Source organism: Streptomyces sp. CB02923 (assembly GCF_001905005.1).
Classification (GTDB): domain Bacteria; phylum Actinomycetota; class Actinomycetes; order Streptomycetales; family Streptomycetaceae; genus Streptomyces.
Window position 1 is genome coordinate 32,727 of the sequence record NZ_LWKZ01000003.1, and the last position, 16,068, is coordinate 48,794.

Annotated in this window: 15 protein-coding genes; 6 read left to right on the forward strand and 9 right to left on the reverse strand. The window is 73.0% G+C overall.

Annotated features, from left to right (window positions below; genetic code table 11):
- Positions 1-44: 44 nt before the first annotated feature.
- Positions 45-1,529, reverse strand: coding sequence for an alkyl sulfatase dimerization domain-containing protein (locus A6A06_RS07395; RefSeq protein ID WP_242440622.1), 1,485 nt, complete (start codon positions 1,527-1,529; stop codon positions 45-47).
- 357 nt (positions 1,530-1,886) lie between these two features.
- On the opposite strand from A6A06_RS07395, the gene A6A06_RS42590 reads away from it, so the two are divergent.
- Entirely contained in the window at positions 1,887-3,251 is a 1,365-nt protein-coding gene (locus A6A06_RS42590) for a helix-turn-helix domain-containing protein (protein WP_073760305.1), read from the forward strand.
- Here A6A06_RS42590 and A6A06_RS07405 read toward each other — a convergent pair.
- Positions 3,238-4,164, reverse strand: coding sequence for a hypothetical protein (locus A6A06_RS07405; RefSeq protein ID WP_073760307.1), 927 nt, complete (start codon positions 4,162-4,164; stop codon positions 3,238-3,240). The genes A6A06_RS42590 and A6A06_RS07405 overlap by 14 nt on opposite strands.
- 365 nt (positions 4,165-4,529) lie before the next feature.
- Here A6A06_RS07405 and A6A06_RS07410 point away from each other — a divergent pair, with 365 nt between their 5' ends.
- The 4 genes from A6A06_RS07410 to recX all read left to right on the forward strand — a co-directional run bounded on the left by A6A06_RS07410 (position 4,530) and on the right by recX (position 8,446).
- Positions 4,530-4,724 (forward strand): DUF3046 domain-containing protein, encoded by a 195-nt coding sequence (locus A6A06_RS07410; protein WP_073760308.1) that lies wholly within the window; start codon positions 4,530-4,532, stop codon positions 4,722-4,724.
- Between the two features lie 324 nt (positions 4,725-5,048).
- Positions 5,049-6,341: an AI-2E family transporter gene (locus A6A06_RS07415; protein WP_079193858.1), complete on the forward strand. Its 1,293-nt coding sequence runs from the start codon at positions 5,049-5,051 to the stop codon at positions 6,339-6,341.
- A gap of 278 nt (positions 6,342-6,619) precedes the next feature.
- Positions 6,620-7,747: a recombinase RecA gene (gene recA, locus A6A06_RS07420; protein ID WP_073760312.1), complete on the forward strand. Its 1,128-nt coding sequence runs from the start codon at positions 6,620-6,622 to the stop codon at positions 7,745-7,747.
- A gap of 6 nt (positions 7,748-7,753) precedes the next feature.
- The gene (recX, locus tag A6A06_RS07425) at positions 7,754-8,446 is read left to right on the forward strand and encodes a recombination regulator RecX (protein ID WP_073760314.1); all 693 of its coding nucleotides are present in this window, start codon (positions 7,754-7,756) and stop codon (positions 8,444-8,446) included.
- A 280-nt stretch (positions 8,447-8,726) separates the two neighbouring features.
- Here the strand turns inward: recX and A6A06_RS07430 are convergent, their stop codons facing one another.
- Positions 8,727-9,803 carry a helix-turn-helix transcriptional regulator gene (locus A6A06_RS07430; protein WP_073760316.1) on the reverse strand — a complete coding sequence of 359 codons (1,077 nt, stop codon included), beginning with the start codon at positions 9,801-9,803 and terminating at the stop codon, positions 8,727-8,729.
- A 351-nt stretch (positions 9,804-10,154) separates the two neighbouring features.
- Between A6A06_RS07430 and A6A06_RS07435 the strand changes: the two genes are divergently transcribed.
- Complete coding sequence (locus A6A06_RS07435) at positions 10,155-11,060, forward strand: NmrA family NAD(P)-binding protein (protein WP_073760318.1); 906 nt, start codon at positions 10,155-10,157, stop codon at positions 11,058-11,060.
- 80 nt (positions 11,061-11,140) lie between these two features.
- Here the strand turns inward: A6A06_RS07435 and A6A06_RS07440 are convergent, their stop codons facing one another.
- From A6A06_RS07440 to A6A06_RS07460, 6 genes are all read right to left on the reverse strand, one after another.
- Positions 11,141-11,518, reverse strand: coding sequence for a rhodanese-like domain-containing protein (locus A6A06_RS07440; protein ID WP_073760320.1), 378 nt, complete (start codon positions 11,516-11,518; stop codon positions 11,141-11,143).
- On the reverse strand, positions 11,515-12,054 hold the full coding sequence (locus tag A6A06_RS07445) for a cysteine dioxygenase (RefSeq protein ID WP_073760322.1): 540 nt from the start codon (positions 12,052-12,054) through the stop codon (positions 11,515-11,517). The genes A6A06_RS07440 and A6A06_RS07445 overlap by 4 nt, the downstream gene beginning before the upstream one ends.
- Before the next feature lie 76 nt (positions 12,055-12,130).
- Complete coding sequence (locus A6A06_RS43700) at positions 12,131-12,217, reverse strand: putative leader peptide (protein WP_324607239.1); 87 nt, start codon at positions 12,215-12,217, stop codon at positions 12,131-12,133.
- A 33-nt stretch (positions 12,218-12,250) separates the two neighbouring features.
- On the reverse strand, positions 12,251-14,275 hold the full coding sequence (locus tag A6A06_RS07450; protein WP_079193859.1) for an FAD-dependent monooxygenase: 2,025 nt from the start codon (positions 14,273-14,275) through the stop codon (positions 12,251-12,253).
- 163 nt (positions 14,276-14,438) lie between these two features.
- A complete protein-coding gene (locus A6A06_RS07455; protein ID WP_073760325.1) occupies positions 14,439-15,410 on the reverse strand; it encodes an amino acid ABC transporter permease in 972 nt (323 codons plus the stop codon).
- Positions 15,407-16,054 (reverse strand): amino acid ABC transporter permease, encoded by a 648-nt coding sequence (locus A6A06_RS07460; RefSeq protein WP_073760327.1) that lies wholly within the window; start codon positions 16,052-16,054, stop codon positions 15,407-15,409. Before A6A06_RS07460 ends, A6A06_RS07455 begins: the two co-directional genes overlap by 4 nt.
- Positions 16,055-16,068 lie beyond the last annotated feature (14 nt).

The following is a 16,068-nucleotide window of genomic DNA, read 5'->3' on the forward strand; positions in this document are numbered from 1 at the left end:
GGAAGGTGCGCCGGGCCGCGCCCCGGCCCCGGCGGCCGTACGGGTCACCGCACGGTCCCCCCGTCCCGTCCCGCGCCGCCTGCTTCGCCTTCGCTTCCGCCTTCGCTTCCGCCTCCGCAGGAGCACGCGTCCTCGTCGACCACGCCCACGCTGATCGCGCCGGCCGCCCGCCGCCGTCCTTCCTCGGTACGTGTCAACTCGGTCGCCACATCCGTCCCTTCCGCCACGGCAGCCGACTCCGCCGCCGCCCAGCTGAAGATCCCGCGAGCCATCGTGGACGGCTCGGCGGCGGCCCGCGCCGCGTACACCTTGGCCCGTATACGGGCCACCTCGCGGTCCTCGGGGGCCGCCAGCGCCGCGGTCTCCGCCAGGTGGGCGGCCAGCCGCTGTTCATCGCCGGCCAGCAGCCGCAGCGCCCGGCGCGCCAGTACGGGGGCGCCGCCCGCGGCGTCGGCGAGTTCGGCGGCCAGCGCCCGTTCCGGGGCGGGCTTGAGGTGGGCCGGATTCTGGTCGTACCAGCCGCCCCACAGGCGCCACAGGTTACGGACGACGAACTCCGGCTCGTCGTAGGCGGGGTGCAGGTACGGCTTGTCCAGCAGCCCCGCCGGGGCCTGCACCCGGTGGATCACCTCGTCCAGCCGCAGCCCGGCGTTCATCAGCTCGCGGGTCTGCGTGCACAGCGACTCCAGCAGCCCGGCGCAGTCGTCCAGCGCGGTCGCGACGCGGCCGGCGCCCCGGGTGGGCACCCCGTGCCCCGGCAGCAGCACCTCCGCTCCCAGCGCGCTCATGGCGCGCAGTGCCCGTGCCCAGTCCTCCGGGTAGCGCTGCGCCTTCTGAGGGTTGCCCGCGTTGGGGGCGTTCCAGATGAACAGATCACCCGTACAGAGGGTTTTGAGTTCCGGCACCCACACGTACGTGGCGTCGTCGGTCTCACCGCGCGCATGGTGGAGTTCGAAGGTCAGTTCGCCGCGTCGCAGGGTGAGACGGTCGCGGTAGGTGGTGTCCGGGTACCGGTAGTCGGTGGGCCATTCGATGCCGGGGACGCCGAACTGCCGACGGTTGATCCAGGAGTTGTACCCGGCGGTGGCGGTGTAACGGTCGAAGCGCGCGGCAACGGCTTCATGGGCGACGACCTCCGGCGTCGCGGTGCCGCGCGCCCGCGCGGCGGCGTCGAAGGGGCCGACGCCGAAGACGTGGTCGATGTGGCCGTGTGTGTGGACGACCGTGCGCACCTCGCGCCCAGAGCCGCCGAACGCGGACACGGCCGCGTACAGCCGGTCGGCGGTACGGGCTTCGCCGGAGTCCACCATGACCAGCCCCTCGGGGCCGGTGTCGAAGACCGCGACGTTCGCGAAGGCGGGGAAGAAGCCGGTGCGCTCCCCGACACGGACGAGGCCCTCACCGGCGTACGAGCCCTCGAAGTGGGCCATCAAGGTGTCCTCGCCCGTCCAGACGCGGTCCGCGTAGGCAAGATATCCGGGGGCCTCGGTACCGAGGGGCTCGGTACCGACGGTCTCGGTACAGGTCACGCCGGTGTCTGTGTGCGGACTGTGCTGTGTCATACCATCCGTCATGCCGAGCGGCTCCTCGTGTGCGCCGGACACCTGCGCTGACAGGTTCCCGATGATCGGTCCTCCGGGGCGGTCTGCTGCGGCGGTCTTCCGGGGCAGTCCTCCGGGCGGCCCCCTCGCCGGCCCTCCGGTCGGTCCCCCGTGAGCACGATTCTGGTATCCCGCCGGGCCTGGCGGCACCCGCCGGTGTCACACCCGTACCCGCTGCGTACTGTGACGCGTCACAGTCACCCGCACCGCACTCATCGCACCCACCGCACGCGTCCATCGCACCGCCCCCATCGCACCGCCCCGTCCCGCAGCGAAGGAGCCACCGTGCCCCTGTCCGACGCCGCCCGTGCCCTCGCCCTGCGCTGCGAGCCCCGGGTCAACGAACTGGCCCGGCGGATGTCGCGGGGCGACTTCGAGGACCTCCCCGGGTACGCCGAGCTGCCCGCCGACCTGAAGGACATGGAGGTCGCCGCCACGGCCCGGCACGGCCTGCGTCTGTTCCTGCGGCGGGTCCGCGACCCCGAGGGGCGGCATGGTGACTACGGCGTCTTCCGTGAGCGTGCCGCGCAGCGCGCCGAGGAGGGCATGTCGCTGCAGCTGCTGCTGCGGACCCATGCAATGGGGGAGTACGCGCTGTGGCAGGCGCTGCGCCAGGAGGCCGGCCCCGGCGAGGCGGAGGCGCTCATCGAACTCGGCGACTTCCTCTTCCGGGCCCAGGGCGGCATCCTCGGCGCGGTCGCCGAGACCTACCTGGACGAGCGGGCGGCCCTGGACGCCGAACGCCGTGAGCACCGCCGTACCCTGGCGCGCTGCCTCCTCGACGGCGTGCCGCACCGGGACCCGGCCGCTCTGGAGGAGCTGGGGCTGCACGGCCCGGCCACGGTGATCGCCGTACGCCTCGGCCCGGCGCCGCCCGAGGGCGCAGGCCCCGTGTCTCCTGAGGGCGGAGCCGCCGTACCTCCCGGGGACGCAGGCCCCCTACCCCCTGAGGACGCAGGCCCCCTGCCCCCTGAGGGCGGAGGCGCTCTGTCCCCCGAGGGCGCCGTGCCCGCTCCCCGCGAGGCGGCATCCTCCCCCGTAGCCGTACGCAGGAGGCTGCGGCGCCTGCAGACCGCACTGGACCGGGAGTTCGGTACCGAGGTGCTCTCCTTGATGGATGCCGACGGCGGGCACGCCCTTGTACCAGGTGGAGCCGGTGTCCGTGACGGTCTGGGGGAGCGGCTGCGCGAGGCGTGCGGCGAGGAGGTGCGGTGCGCCGCCGCGCGCGCCGAGCGCCCCGCGGGCGTTCCGTACGCCGCCCGCACCGCCTCCGAAGTCGTCCGTATAGCCCACGCCTGCGGCCGGCCCGCCGGACTTCACCGTCTCGACGACGTGCTGCTTGAGTACCACCTCTCGCGCCGCGACGAGAGCAGCGGCCCCATCGCCGCGCTGCTCTCCCCGCTCGACGGCCGGCCCGAGCTGACCGGGACCCTCCGCACGCATCTGGAGAAGCGGCAGGGCCGCCGGGCGACCGCCCGCGCCCTCGGACTGCACCCGAACACGGTCGACAACCGGCTCGCCCGTATCACCGAACTGACCGGCATCGACCTGACATCGCCGCGCGGGACCGCACTCGCTCTGACGGCTCTGCTGCTGCGCCAGGAGGACGGGAACGGGACCGGCCCGCCGCCGCCCGCTACCGGGCGGTGACACGCCCGTACGCGCGCAGTGTCAGCAGCGCCTTGACCGTCACCACAGGCCGGCCCTCCAGAGCCGTTCCGGGAGCCCACACACGCCAGTTCACGGGCCAGCCGCCGTCCTCTCGCTGAAGGGCGGCGAGATGGTCCAGCGCCCGGTCCGTCTCCTCGTCCGTGAACCAGCGGCGGGCAAGCGAGCCCGGCGTGGCGGCGTAGTCGTACGCGAAGTGGTGCTCACCGGGCGCGTAACCGTCGGGTACGGGGGCGACGGCCGCCCGGCCCGGGTCCAGGAGGACCAGCTGCTGCTCACGCACCATCGTGCCCAGGCGCTGCGCGGCGGCCTCGGCGCGCGACCGGTCCGGCGCGCCCTCCAGGAAGGCGAGCGCCGCCTGGACCTCGTACGGATGGGTCTTCTCCAGGGACTCCACCGCCTGCCAGCAATAGTCCGTGGCCCGGAACAGCCAGGCGTGCCACACCTCGTTGCGGTGCAGGAGGCCCACCACGGGCCCGGTGGCCAGGAGGTCGCTCGGCGGGTCGTCGGGCACCGGCATCCACGGCGCGGCCGGATATCCGCGCAAGGAGGGATGCAGGGCGGGCAGCGCCCCCTCCAGGGTGGACACCCCGGTCAGATAGCGGCAGATCCGCTCGGCCCGCTGTCCGCCGCAGCGCCCGATGAGGTCGAGGACGTGCAGGGCGTGTGCGGTGTGCAGCGGCTGGCTTACCGGTCCGCGCAGGTCGGGTTCCAGGGCGTACCCGTAACCGCCGTCAGGATTCGCGTACGCGGCGAGCGCGGCATCGACACCGTCCGCGCTCCCGCCCAGGAAGTGATACGCGAAACGGCGCTGTTCGAGCACCCGGGCAGTGAGCCAGATGAAGCGCTCGGCACGCGCCAGTGAGGTCGGCTGTGGTGCTCCGTTTTCCGCCATGGACCGACGGTAGGGCCGCGGACGCCGCCCGGCACCGGCGTGGACGCGGCTGCACTCTCAGGGGCGGGGTACCGGACGTATGCGGTTGACGGACGCCCGGCGGCGGACGGCCCGCCGTCGGCCGGCCCCGGCTGCCGCAAACCCGGAAAGCTCCCGCCCGGCCGCGGGCGCTGTCTGTCCGGGCCGGTGGGGCGGCCGCCCGTCTCACCCGACGGCTCCGGTACGCCGACCCGGGCTTTACTCTGCGTACATGCACGCGCTCCGCGCCACCATGGGGAGGCCGGGCCACCATGGGGAGGCCGTCCGGCCGCGGGGAGTGCGCAGCGTGGGAAACGTGCAGGCAAAGCGAGTGCGGAGTGGGTTTTATGCGGTTGACGGTCTTCTGGGAGCGGATGGCGGACCACTTCGGTGAGTCCTACGCCGACTCGTTCGCGCGCGATCATGTGATGGCCGGGCTCGGCGGGCGGACCGTCCACCAGGCGCTGGCGGACGGGTGGGAGGCCAAGGACGTGTGGCGGGTGGTCTGCGGGACGATGGACGTGCCGTACGACAAGCGCTGACGGAGGGCGGACCGGGGCGGATCCGAACGAGCCGGAACGAGCCGGAGCGGACCGGAACGAACCCGAGCGGCCCGGGGCGGACCGGGAGGGTCTGGATGGCCCGGAGGGGGCTCGGAGGGCCTGGCGGAGGTTCGGGGGGCGGTTCGGGGGCGGTGCAGGGGGCGAAAAAGAGCCGCACGGAGGTATCCGGCGGCGGCGGGCGGCTGTGGTGAGCGGGGCAGGGCGGGCGTTGTCGGACCTGTGCGCGACACTGGGCCCGTGCCAGCGACCGAGAATCCCCCCACCAGCCACGACGACCCACGACCCGGGGGCCCCGCCCAGCGGATGCCGAGGTGGCTGCCCCGCGCCATGGTGCTGGCGCTCGCCCTCGTGGCCTGTTTCCAGCTCGCCAGCTGGGCGTTCCACCAGCTGATCTCGCTGTTGCTGAACGTGCTGATCGCCTTCTTCCTCGCCCTGGCCGTCGAGCCGGCCGTGGACTGGATGGCGGCCCGCGGAATGCGGCGCGGAGCCGCCACCGCTCTGGTCTTCCTCGGCATCCTCGTCGGGACCGTGGGCTTCTTCGCACTGCTCGGTTCGATGCTCGCGGGCCAGATCGCGAATATGGTCCAGGAGTTCCCGCAGTACCTGGACTCGGTGATCAGCTGGATCAACACCACCTTCCACACCCACCTCTCGCGGGTCGAGGTGCAGAACAATCTGCTGAAGTCCGACTGGCTCCAGAAGTACGTCCAGGACAGCGCCAACAACGTGCTCGCCGTCTCCGCGACCGTCCTGGGCAGCCTGTTCAACCTCCTGACGGTGGCGCTGTTCTCCTTCTACTTCGCCGCCGACGGCCCCCGGCTGCGCCGCGCCCTGTGCTCGGTCCTGCCGCCGTCCCGGCAGACCGAGGTGCTGCGCGCCTGGGAGATCGCGGTCGCCAAGACCGGCGGGTATCTCTACTCCCGCGGCCTGATGGCGCTGATCTCCGGTGTCGCGCACTACGTCCTGCTGGAGGTCCTGGGGGTGCCGTACGCCCCGGCGCTCGGTATGTGGGTGGGGCTCGTCTCCCAGTTCATCCCGACCATCGGTACGTACCTCGCCGGTGCGCTGCCGATCCTGATCGCCTTCACCGTCGACCCCTGGTTCGCGCTGTGGGTCTTCGGGTTCGTCGTGATCTACCAGCAGTTCGAGAACTACCTGCTCCAGCCGCGCATCACGGCCAAGACCGTGGACATCCACCCGGCCGTCGCCTTCGGCTCGGTGATCGCCGGTACGGCGCTGATGGGCGCGGTCGGCGCGCTGATCGCCATCCCGGCGACCGCGACGCTGCAGGCGTTCCTGGGGGCGTACGTGAAGCGGTACGAGGTCACGGACGACGTACGGGTACGGGGCGGCGGACGGCGCCGGAGCGCGTCCTCGGCCCTGCGGCGGCTGCGCCGGTCCCTGCACGACGAGCCCCCGGCCGCGCCGCTGGAGGGCCGGGGGACCGGCGGCGCTCGGGACGGTGACGGGCGCGGTGCCGACGACCGTGGAACCGACGGGCGCGGTGCCGACGGGCGCGGTGCCGACGGGCCGGGGCCGGACGGCCATGACCGGCAGGACGGGGACGAGCCGGGCGCCGGGGGCAAGGGCGACTGAGCGGACGGGGCGGAGCGCGGCGACCATGATCAGCGGCGCGACGACTGCGGCCGGCCACGCGGCGACCGCGGTCGGCGGTGCGGCAGTGCGATGGGCCGGGCGTGGTGCGCTTGACATCAAAATCGAACATCTATTCTTATGAGACGTCCGACCCGTGTTTCCACCCGGAGTTCCCGGGAGTTATCCACAGGCCGGAGCCGGGTCCGGGCGCATTGTCAGTGGCAGGCGTTAGCGTCATGGACGTGAAGCGATCGACTCAAGCAAACCGGGTGGAAGCCATGGCAGGGACTGACCGCGAGAAGGCGCTGGACGCCGCGCTCGCACAGATTGAACGGCAATTCGGCAAGGGCGCCGTGATGCGGATGGGCGAGCGCCCGAATGAGCCCATCGAGGTCATCCCCACCGGGTCGACCGCACTCGATGTCGCGCTCGGCGTCGGCGGCATCCCGCGCGGCCGTGTGGTGGAGGTCTACGGCCCGGAGTCCTCCGGCAAGACGACCCTGACCCTGCACGCGGTGGCGAACGCGCAGAAGGCCGGCGGTTCCGTCGCCTTCATCGACGCGGAGCACGCGCTCGACCCCGAGTACGCCAAGAAGCTGGGCGTGGACACGGACGCGCTGATCCTGTCCCAGCCGGACAACGGCGAGCAGGCCCTGGAGATCACGGACATGCTGATCCGCTCCGGCGCGCTCGACCTCATCGTGATCGACTCGGTCGCCGCGCTGGTGCCCCGGGCCGAGATCGAGGGTGAGATGGGCGACTCCCACGTGGGTCTCCAGGCCCGGCTGATGAGCCAGGCGCTGCGGAAGATCACCAGCGCGCTCAACCAGTCCAAGACCACCGCGATCTTCATCAACCAGCTCCGCGAGAAGATCGGCGTGATGTTCGGCTCGCCGGAGACCACGACCGGTGGCCGCGCCCTGAAGTTCTATGCCTCGGTGCGCATCGACATCCGCCGTATCGAGACCCTCAAGGACGGCACCGACGCGGTCGGCAACCGCACCCGCTGCAAGGTGGTCAAGAACAAGGTCGCCCCGCCCTTCAAGCAGGCCGAGTTCGACATCCTGTACGGCCAGGGCATCAGCCGTGAGGGCGGCCTGATCGACATGGGTGTGGAGCACGGCTTCATCCGCAAGTCCGGCGCCTGGTACACCTACGAGGGCGACCAGCTCGGCCAGGGCAAGGAGAACGCCCGCAACTTCCTCAAGGACAACCCCGACCTCGCCAACGAGGTGGAGAAGAAGATCAAGGAGAAGCTGGGCATCGGTGTGAAGCCGGAGGCCCTGGCGGAGCCCGGCGCGGACGCGGCGGGTGCGGCGGCCGACGCGGAGGCCCCGGCCAAGTCCGTACCGGCACCGGCCGTCAAGGGCGCCAAGGGTTCCAAGGCCGCCGCGGCCAAGAGCTAGTCCATCGTGACGCGGCGAACGGAATGGCCCGACGACCACGGCTACGGCCACGGCGGCGGAGTCGGTCACGTCGGGGGGCGTGACGACGACGGCCGGGGCGGGAGCGGCAGCGCCGCGGGCGGCGCCGAGAACCGTAGGAGACGCAAGGACGGCGGTGGTTCCTCCTCGTCGAGGGCCGAGGCGGGGCCGCCGCGTACGCCCGAGGAGCAGGCGCGGGCCATCTGCCTGCGCCTGCTCACCGGGTCCGCGCGCACACGCAAGCAGCTCGGCGACGCCCTGCACGAGCGGGGCATCCCCGCGGACGCCGCGCAGGAGGTGCTGTCCCGCTTCGAGGAGGTGGGGCTGATCGACGACGCGAAGTTCGCCGAAGCCTGGGTGGAGTCCCGGCACCACGCCCGGGGGCTGGCGCGCCGCGCGCTCGCCCGCGAACTGCGCACCAAGGGCGTCGACCCGGCGACGGCCGACGAGGCCCTCGGGCAGCTGGACTCCGAGCAGGAGGAGCGCACGGCCCGCGAACTGGTCGACCGCAAGCTGCGGACGACCCGGGGCCTGGAGCGGGAGAAGCGGATACGCCGCCTCGCGGGGATGCTGGCTCGCAAGGGCTACGGGGAAGGACTCGCCCTGCGGGTGGTCCGGCAGGCGCTGGAGGAAGAGGGCGAGGATTCGGAACTGATGGAGTACCACATGCCGGAGGCGTGAGGACGAAAGCGTAAGGGGGAGGCGCAAGGGCGGGGGGGAGAGAGAGTAAGCGGCGAAGGCCCAGGGGTGAAGGCTTAGGGGCGGAGGCCCAGGGACGCAGGAATGAGGGGGAAGCGTGGAGGCATAAGGGCGGAGGCCGTGAAGGCCGGGGCTGCGAGGGCCGGGGCTGCGAGGGCCGGGGCCGGGGGAGCGGCGCGGGAGGGGAGACGGTCAGGGGGCTGACGGGGCAGGGGCTGATGCGGTCATGGGGCTGTCGGCCGCCCTTGTCCGCCTGTCGGCCTCAGTTGTCCGCGGGCGACGGGGGAAGGGAGCGCAGTGCCTCGGCCGTGGCCGCGTTTCGGGGCTGGAAGAGCCAGACGCTGTGGCCCCCGCCGTGCGGCAGGTCCATCGTGTGCTGTGTGAGGTCCAGCGTCCCCAGGCGGGGATGGTGGAACCGCTTGTCTCCCGTGGTCTTCCGGTGCAGGGCGTGATCTTCCCAGTGGCGGGTGAATGTCTCGCTGTGCTCGTGCAGTTCCGTCAGGAGCTGTGCCAGGCGTCGGGATGTCCGGTTGCCGCCGGTCTGGGTCCGTAGTGTCGCGGCGGTGCAGTGGGCTGCCTGTGCCCAGTCCTCGAAGAACGCGTGGGCGGAAGGGGACAGGAAGACCGCACGGGCGTAGTTGTCGCCGTAGTCCTTGAAGCCTCCGGGGCTTTCGGGGCCTCCGGGACTTCTGGGACCTTCGGGACCGCCGGGGCCTCCGGGGCTTTCGGGGCTTCCGGGACTTCTGGAGCCTTCGGGACCTTCGGGGCCTTCAAAGTCGGCGTCCCCGGCAGTTGGATCGTCGTACGGGAAGAGCAGTGGTGCCAGCAGGTCGGTCGCTGCCGCGTTCCGGGCGGCCAGGTCGAGCCGGTGGTCGACCAGGACGGCCGGGAAGGGCAGGGAGTCGAGCATCTGCCGTGTGGACGTGGCCCGCGCGGTGTCCAGGCGCGGTTCCGGTACGGACTCATCGGCGCGGGCCAGGACGTGAAGATGGCGCTGTTCCAGCGGGTCCAGCAGCAGGGCGCCGCCGAGTCCCGTCAGCACCGCGTCCGAGGGGCGGGCCTCCCGGCCCTGCTCCAGACGTATGTAGTAGTCCGTGCTGATCCCGGCCAGGAACGCCACCTCGTCGCGGCGCAGCCCCGGGACCTGACGCCGGGGACCGCCGGCCAGACCGTGCGCCTCGGGCCGGACCTGCGCCCGGCGCGACCGCAGGAAGGCGGCCAGTTCCCCGCGCCGGTCATCCGCTCCCCGTACGCCGGACGGCGCGGACGCGGCGGCCCTCGCCGTAAGCCGGTCGGCGACTGGTGGACCGGCTCCTGTGCCGGGCGGTGCGGCTGCCATGCCACAACTGTGCCACGCCCCCACTTGCACCACGCCGAGTACGGCCCGCCCGTCCCACGACGGCCCGACCCGACGACGGCCCGACCCGACGACGGCCCGACCCGACGACGGCCCGCCCCGACGGCGGTACGCCCCGGCAACGGCCCGCCCCCATGACGGCCTGCCCCGGCAACGGCCCGCCCCACGACGGCCCGCCCCGACAACGCCCCGCCCCGACGGTGGCACGAGCGGGCGTGGGTGTGGCACTCCTACCCCGCGGTCGTCGGCCGTTTCTAGCGTGGGGGCCGCGTCGCGCCCCGTCCCGGGCGTACGGCCCGGAGCCGCGGCGCGTACCGAGCCGAAGGAGTACCGATGTTCGTGATCACCGGAGCGGGCGGCCGGACCGGCCGCGCCGCCGCCGAGGAGCTGCTGGCCGCCGGGCACCCCGTGCGCGTGGTGGGCCGGTCGGCGGCCCGCCTGCGGCCGCTGGCGGAGCGGGGAGCGGACGTGCGGGAAGCCGCCCCGACCGACCCCGTCGCCCTGACGGAGGCCTTCCACGGCGCGGACGGCGCCTACCTGGTGCTCCAGCCCAACTACCTGCCCGATCACCCGGACTTCGGCGCCTTCCAGGACCGGGTGGGGGAGAGCCTTGCGGAGGCGGTCGCGGCGTCCGGCGTTCCGCGCGTGGTCGGGCTGAGCAGCTGGGGCGCGCAGCACTCCTCCGGTACCGGCCCGGTCGCCGGGCTGCACCGGTTCGAACGGCGGCTCGCCTCCGTGCCGGACATCGACGTGCTGTGGCTGCGCGCCGGCTACTTCATGGAGAACCTGCTGGACCACGTGACGGACGTGGAAACCCGGGGCCGTATCACCACCCCCCTCGACCCGGACCTGCCGCTGCCCTTCGTCGCCACCCATGACCTGGGCCGCCGCGCCGCACACGAACTGGCCGCGGGCGGCTGGCACGGCACGCACGTGCTGGAACTCCAGGGCGAACGGGATCTGAGTATGCGTGAGGCGGCCGAGATGCTGGCCGCGGCCTCCGGGCGGGACGCTCTGGCGTACGGCCGGATCGACTACGAGCGGATCAGCCTGGACAGCTTCCACCGGCACCTGCGGGACGGCGGTGTCTCCGAGAACGTGGCACGCATGATGATGGAGGCGGCCGAGGCCATCAACACGGGCCGCATCCGCATGGAGCAGCCTCGTACGGCCCGGACCAGCACGCCCACCCGTCTGGAGGAGTTCCTGGCAGCCCAGGGCAGGCGGACCCCCCGGTGAGCCCCCCCGCACCCCCCCGGTGGGCCCCCGCACCTCCCGGTGGGCCCACCCCAGCGGCCCCTCCAGGGCAGGCCCCCGCCTCACCCGCTGACCGGCAGCCCCGCCTCCCGCCACGCCTGGAAGCCGCCCACCAGGTCGGTCGCCCGGTACAGGCCCAGCTGTTGCAGGGAGACCGCCGCGAGGCTCGACGCGTAGCCCTCGTTGCAGACGACCACCACCGCCAGGTCATGGCCGGTGGCTTCGGGCGCGCGGTGGGCGCCGGTGGGGTCCAGGCGCCATTCCAGTTCGTTGCGTTCGACGATCAGCGCGCCCGGGATGGTGCCGTCGCGTTCGCGCAGGGCCGCGTAGCGGATGTCGACCAGGAGCCCGCCGTCCCGCTGGACCGCCGCGGCCTGCGCGGGCGACACCCGGTCCAGCCCGGCGCGCGCCGCCTCCAGGAGCGCGTCGACGGCGCTCATACCCAGGCCTCGGGGCGCTCGACCTCTTCGAGGCGCAGTACGGGGCCGGTGCGGCTGTAGCGGCGCATCAGCGGCAGCGGCGGATAGTAGGCGTGCACCGAAACGGCGTGCACGCCATCGGAGAGGTTGAGCACCTGGTGGACGTGGTGCGGGCCGAAGGCGCGGCCGCGGCCGTCGGGCAGCGTCCGCTGCCGGTCCACGCCGTCCGCCAGTTCCAGTGTCTTCCAGCCCTCGGTGGGCAGTTGGGCGGCGAGCGACTGTTCTGTCAGCTCGCCCGCGGCGGTGGCGAACGCGCCGTGCGAGCCGCCGTGGTCGTGCCAGCCGGTGCCCGTACCGGGCGGCCAGCCGATCAGCCACGCCTCGCTGCCGCCGGGGCCTTCCAGGCGGATCCAGGTACGGCCTTCGGGGTCGAGGGGCAGGGAGGCGACGAGCGGGGCGTCGGCGGCGGTACGGCGGGCGAAGTCGAGGAGTTCGGCGGCGCTGGGACCGCCGGTGGCGGCAGGGCGCGGGCGCGCGGGGGTACGTACGTCGGGCACAGGAACCGTCCTGAGTGATCGCGAAGAGGCGCGCGGGCAGCGTGGAACGCGGCGGCGCGCGGGGCAGGGATGCGGATCAGCAGGACGGACGACACACACAGCCCGCGTAGCGGACCAGGTCCAGGTGGACCCTCCGCCAGAAGCGCGAACCGTTCTCCGTCACGTTCCGGAGTCAAGCACGGGGCTTCCCGCAGGGTCAACCGCCGACCGACCGGACCTGCGCCTCCGTCACTCCCCGGGACACATCCCTGTCGGCCCCCGGGTACGCCCCTTCGGCGGCCGGTGGCCCACCGGCCGCCCGTGCCGCCTCCTGGGAAGCCCCCTCCGCGGCCGTACCAGGCCCGTCACCAGCCCCACCAGCCCCGTCACCAGCCCCACCGGCCCGGTCACCAGCCGCACCAGCCCCACCGGCCCCGGCTCCATCACCAGCCCCGGCCCCACCGGCCCCTGCACCCCCCGTACCTCCCGCACTCCCAGTACTCCCAGTCCCCCCCGATCCCCCGCCCCGTACCGCGTCAGCGCACGCGTACAGCTCCGCGGGGCGGACGCCGCCCATCGCCGCGACCAGGTGCCCGTCCGGCCGTACGACCAGGACCGTGTGCGCGACCGCGCCCGGGTACGCCTCGGCGACCAGCACCTCGGCACGCATCGGCAGCGCCTCCACCGTCTTCGACAGCCGCGGCATCAGACCGGCCGACTTCCAGTGCCGCTGGTCCCACACGCCCGTGCCCGGCGCCACCAGCACCACCAGCAGCCGTGGGCCCAGCCGTGAGCGGAGCGGTACCAGGGACCCGTCCGAAGTCGTCACGGGGACGTCCGCGACCGGCGCGCCCGGTTGCGTCCCCACCGTCATCGCGCACGACGGGTCGATGACCGGGGCGAGCGGGGAGCGGGCGTACGCGGGGGGCGCACCGAGCGGCCCGCGCCCCAAATGCCCGTCGGTGAGCATCGCCGTGTGCCCGCGGGCGGCTCCCGGGAGCACGGCCCGCCAGCGGCCGCCCCGCTCGCCGTCGCGGAGCAGCGGCAGCGCCCGGTCGGCGGCGCGCAGCCGGGCCGTGACGGCGCCCCTGCGCTCCGCCTGGTAGCTGTCGAGCAGCGCTTCCGAAGCGCCTTGGTGCCAGGCCAGTGCCAGCTTCCACGCGAGGTTCTCGGCGTCCCGCAGGCCCTCGTCCAGGCCCTGGGTGCCGAGCGCGCCGAGCAGGTGGGCGGCGTCCCCGGCGAGGAAGGCGCGCCCGCGCCGCCAGCGCCGCGCCAGCCGGTGGTGCACGGTGTGCACGCCGGTGTCGAGGAGTTCGTACGGTGGCAAGGCCGGTACGCGCGGATCACCCGCGCCCCCAGGGCTCCCAAGGCCCCCAGGCCCGTACGACTGCCCCGCACCCACCCCTGAACCGGCCCCCGCCCCGAAGCTGCCTCCCGGACCGATCCCCGTCCCCACCCCAGCCGCACTACCCGTACCCGCCTCCGCGGACCACACCGCCAGCGAGTCGCGGATACGGGCCACCAGCGCGTCCGGAGTGACCAGGTCCCGGCCGGGCGGCAGCAGCCAGTCCAGCCGCCACACCCCGCCGGACAGCGGCCGGGCCGTCACCTCGCCGCCGGACCCGCCGCCGCCCTGCCGGGCCGGCGAACGGTGCAGCAACGCCTCTCCGGGCCAGGGAAGTTCCGTACGCAGCGCCGCCACCGCATGGCGCTCGACCGCCGTACGGCCGGGGAAGCGGATCTCCAGCAGCTTGCGGACCGTCGAGCGCGGGCCGTCGCAGCCGACCAGGTAACTGGCTCGCCACCAGGTGCTGTTCGTGCCGCGGGTGTGGGCGCTGACCCCGTACTCGTCCTGCCGCAGCTCGTCGAGCCTGCTGCCGGCGACGATCCGGACGCGGGGTTGCGCGGCGAGGGCGGTGCGCAGCGCCCGGGTGAGCGCGTGCTGCGGCACGTGGACGGGGGAGGGGCTGTCCGGGCCGAACTCCACCCGCTCCAGGAGCCGCCGTCGGCGCACCGAGCGCCAGGCCGTCCAGCGGGTGCCCGCCAGGTCCAGAGCTGTGCCGCAGCCCAGCCTGTCCAGGAACGCGGTGGTGTCGGGGCGCAGCACGACCGTGCGGGCGGGCCGCGGGTCGCAGGCTCCGGGAGCTTCGTCCAGGACCACGCACGGCACGTCGAGGCGGGCGAGGGAGAGGGAGAGTGCGAGGCCGACGGGGCCGGCCCCGACGACGATCACCGGGTCCACGGCGTGGCTCCCCCGGTCCGCAGGTACTGACGAGACGTACAGGAACTGGCAGTTGGAACCCGGTGCGCGATCACACAGCGTATGCAACCCATTGCGGGCGCCCGCGTCAAGTGACGGGGGCAGTGGCGCACGCGGCACCGCCCCCGCCCACGGTGTCACACCGTCAGCCTCCGGCGCCGCCCCCGCCCACGGGCGGGATGTCCGGGGGCCGCCGGGTGTCGATCGGGCCGCCGAGTGTGCCGTCGGCGCTTTCCAGCGCGTCCGACGCGGTGATCGGCTCGCCCACACCGGCGACGGCGATGCCGGTCTTGGCCCGCCGGCCGCGCCGCTCGATCCAGTTGGCCAGCCCGGACAGCGCCAGGCACATCGCCACGTAGATCGCACCGGCCACGATGATCATCGGGACGTACGGGTTCTCGTCGTTGACGACGATGGTGCTGGCCATCTGCTGGATCGTGTACAGCAGCTCCTCGAAGGTGATGACGTAGCCGAGCGAGGTGTCCTTGAGGGTCACCACCAGCTGGCTGATGATCGTCGGGAGCATCGCCCGGACGGCCTGCGGGATCAGCACCGTCGTCATGACCTGCGTCTTGCTCATGCCGAGCGCGTACGCCGCCTCGCGCTGGCCCCTGGGCACCGCGTTGATTCCGGCGCGCAGCACCTCCGCCTGCACCGCGCCGTTGTAGACGGTCAGACCGACGACCAGCGCCCAGAACTGCGGGGTGTCGCCGGTCAGGCCCAGCTCCTCCTTGTAGGAGAGCAGGATCACCCACAGGGCGTAGATCGTGATCAGCAGCGGGACGGCCCGGAAGATCTCGATGAAGCCGGTCGCCAGCCAGCGCACCGGCTTGTGGTCGGAGAGCCGGGCGACGGCGAGCAGCGCGCCGAGCGCGAGGGAGAGCACCGCGGCCACCGCGAAGACCTGGAGGGTCGTCAGGATGCCGTTGCGGATGTTGGTCCGCACGCCCGCGTTGTTGAAGATGTTCCACATCTCCGGCTCGAACTGGCCCTTGTCGGCCAGCCGCAGCACGGCGAAGAGGATCAGGCCGAGGACGGCGAGCCCGCCCACGACGGTGTAGACACGGTTGCGGACCTTGGCCTTGGGCCCCGGGGCGTCGTACAGGACGCTGGTCATCGGGCCACCTCCAGGCGGCGTTCGAGCAGCCGGAAGATGCCGCTGATGGCGAACGTGATGATCAAGTAGGCGAGGGCGACCCAGAGGAAGATCCAGGCGATCGGCCGGCCCTGGTCGTTCAGGAGCTTGGAGACGTTGAACAGCTCGGCGTTGCTGAAGGCGCCCGCGATGGCCGAGTTCTTGGTGAGCGCGATCATGATGCTGCTCAGCGGCGGGATCACGGTACGGGTGGCCTGCGGCAGGATGATCACGCGCAGCGTCTGGATGAAGGTCATCCCGATGCTGCGCGCGGCCTCCGCCTGGCCCAGCGGCACGGTGTTGATGCCCGATCGCACGGCCTCGCAGACGAAGGAGGACGTGTAGAAGCCGAGTGCCAGGGTCGCGAGGACGAACGGGCTGGTGCCCGGGAAGAGGATCTGCGGGACGACGAAGAAGGCGACCAGGAACAGCAGGGTGAGCGGGGTGTTGCGCAGCAGCGTCACCCAGGCCGTCCCGAAGGCGCGCAGCGGAGGCACCGGCGAGACCCGGAAACCGGCTATGAGGAGGCCCAGCAGGATGGCGAGCACCCCGCTGGCCGCGGTGAGCGACACGGTTCCGAGGAACCCGGCGCGGAACTCGGGGAGGTAGTCGAGGAGTACGTTCATGGGTTCTCCGCGGT

Excerpts from the sequence above, each read along its gene's own strand:
- A6A06_RS07405 (WP_073760307.1), bottom strand. The coding sequence starts at position 4,164 with ATGGCGGAAAACGGAGCACCACAGCCGACCTCACTGGCGCGTGCCGAG.
- A6A06_RS07410 (WP_073760308.1), top strand. The coding sequence starts at position 4,530 with ATGCGGTTGACGGTCTTCTGGGAGCGGATGGCGGACCACTTCGGTGAG.
- A6A06_RS07415 (WP_079193858.1), top strand. The coding sequence starts at position 5,049 with ATGCCGAGGTGGCTGCCCCGCGCCATGGTGCTGGCGCTCGCCCTCGTG.
- recA (WP_073760312.1), top strand. The coding sequence starts at position 6,620 with ATGGCAGGGACTGACCGCGAGAAGGCGCTGGACGCCGCGCTCGCACAG.
- A6A06_RS07430 (WP_073760316.1), bottom strand. The coding sequence starts at position 9,803 with ATGGCAGCCGCACCGCCCGGCACAGGAGCCGGTCCACCAGTCGCCGAC.
- A6A06_RS07435 (WP_073760318.1), top strand. The coding sequence starts at position 10,155 with ATGTTCGTGATCACCGGAGCGGGCGGCCGGACCGGCCGCGCCGCCGCC.
- A6A06_RS07440 (WP_073760320.1), bottom strand. The coding sequence starts at position 11,518 with ATGAGCGCCGTCGACGCGCTCCTGGAGGCGGCGCGCGCCGGGCTGGAC.
- A6A06_RS07455 (WP_073760325.1), bottom strand. The coding sequence starts at position 15,410 with ATGACCAGCGTCCTGTACGACGCCCCGGGGCCCAAGGCCAAGGTCCGC.
- A6A06_RS07460 (WP_073760327.1), bottom strand. The coding sequence starts at position 16,054 with ATGAACGTACTCCTCGACTACCTCCCCGAGTTCCGCGCCGGGTTCCTC.